The organism is Mesorhizobium sp. L103C131B0 (assembly GCF_000502275.1).
Lineage (GTDB): Bacteria > Pseudomonadota > Alphaproteobacteria > Rhizobiales > Rhizobiaceae > Mesorhizobium.
In genome coordinates, this window is record NZ_AYXC01000052.1 from 1 (window position 1) to 3267 (window position 3267).

The window sequence follows — 3267 nt, forward strand, 5'->3', positions numbered from 1 at the left end:
CGATCATGTCCGCCAGGCTGTGGACGACCTGGTCCGGGCAGCGCGGATCGTCGATGCAACGCGCCAGACGCTCGGCCACCCGCAACCGCTTTTCCACCTCGGCCTAGGCCAGAACGCCGCTGTGGACGACAGCATGCCGCCGTCGAAACGGGCGACGACGGACTTGCCGCCGACTAAAAACCGCTCAGCGGCAGCGCAAGATCGTTCATGGTAGGTGTGGTCTCCGGGAAATTTCGGATCGGCTTAAGCAACCAAATCCTACGTCATTTCAACGGGCTTGCGCCACATNGGTGTGGTCTCCGGGAAATTTCGGATCGGCTTAAGCAACCAAATCCTACGTCATTTCAACGGGCTTGCGCCACATCCACCAACCCCCATGAATTTGGTTAGGTTGATGCTGCGTGCCGCCGCCGTGAGGCCGCGCTCGCTAAGCAGCGCGTCGAGAACGACGAGAAGATTCAGATCGAGCCCTTTGAAACGCATGTCTTAGCTATCCATAGCGTGGATGAATTTGATTGAAACAAACGATTTTACCAATTCTCCGGAATGTCGCATGGACCTGGCAGGACCTCACGTGCGCCGATCACTGCCTCTATCGCGTGGCGAGTCCCTTGAGAAGAGCTCGAAAGAGGAAATCTGTCGCGTGCGGTGGAGATTGTACTGGGAATGAGAGGCAGCGCTCCAAATCATGTCGAACTCTCCGACGAATGGCGACCGGTACATAGTTGATCGCAACTGGTCCGGAGCTATGAAACATCTCGATTACATATGAGGTGCCGAGTGAATACGCCGACAGCACCCACCGTCGCAGCGTTTAGCTGACGTTTGACGACGGTTCCTATCCATTTACACGCAGATTCTTGATGTGCTGGCGCAAAAGCGGGAGGCCGGCGACTTTTCTTCGTCATCGGGCTGACGCCGCAGAAGCCGGAACTCGTCCGGTTCCTATGGGCATTGGGCTTGGTCGGCGCACAGGCTCTATGAGGGGCAATTTTGGCAACGCGACGCGACTCGGGTTTTGAACGACGCCGAAAACGCAAGCTGGAAAGGAACAAGATGGCAGATCAACTCGCCAACGAAATAATCGCAATGATCAAGAAGCGCGCCGCGTCGGAGGGCGGCATAGCGCCTGCCACGGGCGGCGAAATAACGGCTGCCACGGGACTGACTTCGCTCGGTATCGATTCACTGGGATTGGCGGACGTTCTCTGGGACCTGGAGCAGGCCTACGGCATCGAGATCGAGATGAATACGGCCGAGGCATGGTCGGATCTCCAGAATGTTGGGGGCATGGTGGAAGCCGTGCGCAGCTTGCTCCCTACGGGGGTGTGAATGGACAGGCGCGTCGTGATTACTGGGATTGGCGGGATTTGCGGGCTTGGAACCAACGCCGCCGCCATTTGGACAGAGATGCGAGAAGGCCGCTCCGCCATTGGCCCAATCGTCAACTCCGAGTTCCATGAATTGAGGGTCAGGATCGGTGCCGAGATCAAGGCCCTGCCGGAGCATGACATCGACAGCAAGCAACTCATCTCCATGGACCGCTTCAGCCTGCTCGCTGTGCTTGCGGCGCGCGAAGCCATGCGTCAGGCCGGACTTTCCTCCAAAGAGGGAAATAGCTATCGCTTCGGTGCGACGGTGGGCGTTGGCGGCTGCGGGTGGGATGCGATCGAGCAAACCTACCGCGCCATCCTTCTGGGCGGTAAGCGTGCCGCTCTCTTGACTGTACCCAAGGCAATGCCGGGTGCCGCTGCCGGCCAGGTCAGCATGAGTCTCGGCCTGCGCGGGCCGGTCTTCGGCGTCACGTCCGCCTGTTCCTCGGCAAACCATGCGATTGCCTGCGCGGTGGACCAGATCAGGCTCGGCCGGGCCGACGTGATGCTTGCCGGCGGCAGCGAAGCGCCGCTCATATGGGGTGTGCTGAAGGCATGGGAAGCGATCCGCGTGCTTTCGCCCGATACTTGCCGGCCATTCTCGGCCGATCGCCAGGGCCTGTCGCTTGGTGAAGGCGCCGGCATGGCGGTGCTGGAAAGCTACGAGCATGCCTTGGCTCGGGGCGCCACCATCCTTGCCGAAATTGCCGGTGTCGGCCTTTCCGCCGATGCGTCCGGCATCGTCGCGCCGACTGTCGAGGGGCCGGAGGCAGCAATGCGGGCCTGCCTTGCCGATGCCAGGCTGGACGCCGAGGATGTCGACTATCTCAACGCGCACGGCACCGGCACCAAGGCCAACGACCAGATCGAGACGGCGGCGATCAAGCGCGTCTTCGGTCAGCACGCCTTCTCAATGTCCATTTCTTCTACCAAGTCCATGCACGCGCATTGCCTCGGCGCGTCCGGCGCGCTCGAGTTGATCGCCTGCGTGATGGCTATCCGCGAGAGCGTCGTCCCGCCGACTGCCAATTATCGTGAGCTGGACCCCGATTGCGATCTCGACGTCACGCCCAATGTGGCACGCGAGCGCAAGGTGCGCGTGGCACTGAGCAACTCCTTCGCCTTTGGCGGCACGAACGCGGTTCTGGCGTTCAGGCAGGTGTAGAAGCCATGAAAGATGCTTCCGGCAACATTATCTCTCGCATCCAGATGCTTGCCGGATAACCTTGTGAAGGGCGCGTCATTGACCGCCTCGGCGAATGCGGGAAGTGGCAGCGGAAGATCGAGGATCCGGGGGTATCGTCTTTGCGAAATTCTTAACTGTTGAACCGGCTTGGACGTACCGCCGCCCCGTAAAAGGTAAGCGAGGCCATGCGGGCTCGGCTTGAGGGTCTGAAGCTGTACACGACAATGTCTGGAAGCCGCAGGGTCGGCTCTGCGCCCGTTATAGTCGCCTGAGTGCTGCCGGCCCGGCCGCGCCGCGGGCGCCGTCAATGAGCTCCTTGAACATGCGGACCTTGCCTCTCTTGGCCGACGCTTCCAGGCGTGCTGTCGTGCTGGCCTCCAGATCCGCCACATGCTTGCGCAGGGTCGTGGTGGGCGCGAGGCCAAAGATGAAGTCGACGCGCAGCACCAGTCGATGACCTGGGTTGCAATAATGGCTATCCCCGCGGAGCAGGATTCGAATGTTCGGCCAGTTGATCCGGATCGCCCGCACCAGACGGCGCAGGTGGGGCGGATCTCAGCCCCACTCGGCCGCTTGGCCGGTCGCAGGATCGCGCTGACGAACCGTCCCGCACCATCGAACACGACGATCGGCTGGAAGCCGTACTCGTATGGTGGGCATTGAACAGGCGAAGCTGTTGGCCTCCGTGCACAGCGTCGAAGGTGTCGT

The 3267-nt window shown here is 61.1% G+C and carries 2 protein-coding genes and 3 pseudogenes; 2 read left to right on the forward strand and 3 right to left on the reverse strand.

The genetic code is table 11. The features are described from left to right. Positions 1-209 (reverse strand): annotated as a pseudogene (locus tag X730_RS1000000169020) (transposase); the annotation flags it as partial. Between the two features lie 172 nt (positions 210-381). After that, a pseudogene (locus X730_RS1000000168015) lies at positions 382-483 on the reverse strand (LysR family transcriptional regulator); the annotation flags it as partial. Positions 484-1056: 573 nt separating this feature from the next. On the opposite strand from X730_RS1000000168015, the gene X730_RS135430 reads away from it, so the two are divergent. Then, entirely contained in the window at positions 1057-1332 is a 276-nt protein-coding gene (locus tag X730_RS135430) for an acyl carrier protein (protein WP_023673543.1), read from the forward strand. Next, complete coding sequence (locus X730_RS135425; protein ID WP_023707447.1) at positions 1333-2538, forward strand: beta-ketoacyl-[acyl-carrier-protein] synthase family protein; 1206 nt, start codon at positions 1333-1335, stop codon at positions 2536-2538. Between the two features lie 318 nt (positions 2539-2856). On the opposite strand, the pseudogene X730_RS1000000167280 reads toward X730_RS135425, so the two are convergent. Then, a pseudogene (locus tag X730_RS1000000167280) lies at positions 2857-3267 on the reverse strand (transposase); the annotation flags it as partial.

Excerpts from the sequence above, each read along its gene's own strand:
- X730_RS135430 (WP_023673543.1), top strand. The coding sequence starts at position 1,057 with ATGGCAGATCAACTCGCCAACGAAATAATCGCAATGATCAAGAAGCGC.
- X730_RS135425 (WP_023707447.1), top strand. The coding sequence starts at position 1,333 with ATGGACAGGCGCGTCGTGATTACTGGGATTGGCGGGATTTGCGGGCTT.